The organism is Streptomyces sp. NPDC026522 (assembly GCF_055567555.1).
In genome coordinates this window covers 1-1,528 of record NZ_JBVHQF010000030.1, presented here as the reverse complement: position 1 = coordinate 1,528, position 1,528 = coordinate 1, and the positions used below count along the sequence as shown (strand labels likewise).

Annotated in this window: 1 protein-coding gene; it reads left to right on the top strand. The window is 67.9% G+C overall.

The window, feature by feature from the left end; genetic code table 11:
• The first annotated feature begins 189 nt into the window (after window positions 1-189).
• Window positions 190-1,437, top strand: coding sequence for an esterase/lipase family protein (locus tag ACZ4M3_RS35340; protein WP_467739743.1), 1,248 nt, complete (start codon window positions 190-192; stop codon window positions 1,435-1,437).
• Window positions 1,438-1,528: the final 91 nt, after the last annotated feature.

Below are 1,528 nucleotides of genomic sequence, written 5' to 3'. Positions count from 1 at the left end.
TGGTCCCTGCTGGGACCGTAAATGCGTTCGCATGATCACCCACACGGATGTCCGTATTGACGTCTTTGCGGTCATCGTGGGCCCGACCGCTCCCCCCGCTTCCCTCTCTCCGCGAGCACAGCACTGGATGGCCGACTACTTTCCGTGCTCAGATAGGCGCGCTCCGTAACCATCGTGAAGGGACCGTCCATGAGTGAGCCGCAGGCCACCGAGCAGCAGATCCGTGAGGCCCTCGCCGCCTCGCCCATCATCCTGACCCCTGGGCCCAGTCAGCCCACCACCCAGATCCCGCCGGTCACGAACGACGTGTGGGATCTTCCCGGCGGCACTGCCTGGGTCTACTACGCCGAGGGCAACGACCGGCTGACCAAGCCCGTGATCGCCGCCGACGGGTTCAACATGGGCCCGAGCAGCATCGACATGCTGTGGCAGGGCCTGGACTGGGGGGAGTACGCCTTCTTCAGCGAGCTGCGCCGCCGCGGGCACGACGTCATCGTCCTCGGCTTCCACGAGCGCAGCGCCGCCATCCAGCGGAATGCGGACGCTGCGATCGAAGTGATCCTGCGCGCCGGCAACGAGCGTCAGGGCGACCACCGGCTCGCCGTCGGCGGCTTCAGCATGGGCGGCCTCGTCACCCGCTACGCCCTCGCCAAGATGGAGGACCAACAGATCGACCACCAGACCGGGCTGTACTGGTCGTACGACACTCCGCACCGCGGCGCCTGGATCCCCCTCGGCCTCCAGGCGTTCGCGCACTACTCGCGCAAGCTCAACGACGGCTTCTCCCGCCAGATCAACAGCCCGGCCGCCCGACAGCTGCTGGCCTGGCACATCGAGGAGTGGGACGGCAAGCCCAGCATGGACGAGATGCGCGAACAGCTCCTCGCCGAGCTGAACCGCATGGGCAACTGGCCCGCTATCCCCGTCAAGATCGGCGTCGCCAACGGCGTCTCAACCGGTCAGGGCAACGGCATCAAGCCCGGTGACCACGCGGTCGAAGGCAAGGGCCTGAGCATCCTGGGCACCCACCTCTACGCCCAGCGCAGCGGCGACAACCAACTCGTGGCGACTCTGCGGCTGGTGACCCCGCCGCCGGCCAAGGAGGTACCGACCGACGACCTGCCCGAGATCGACGGGGCCCCCGGCGGCACCCTGGAGGGCTTCGGCATCCTGGCCGACAAGCTCAACGAGCAGTCTCCCCTCCTCGGGCTCAAGACCGACGCCCACGTCCGCGACCACTCGTTCGTCCCCTCCGTCAGCGCCGTCGCCATCCGCGACGTGACCACCAACGCCGACCTGTACGCGAACATCGACGGCCTCGACCCGGAGACGAGCGAACTCGACGGCTTCAAGCTGGCCTCGCAGAACGAGCCGCACACCCTGATGACCACGGAGCTCGGTGGCTGGATCGTCGAGCAGATCGCCAAGCAGGGCTAGGAAAGCGCTGGTCGCAGCCCCTCGCTGAGGCTGCGACCAGCGCGGTCGCCGCGTACCGGCCGTCTGGGGTTCCTCGTATCGGCTACGACCG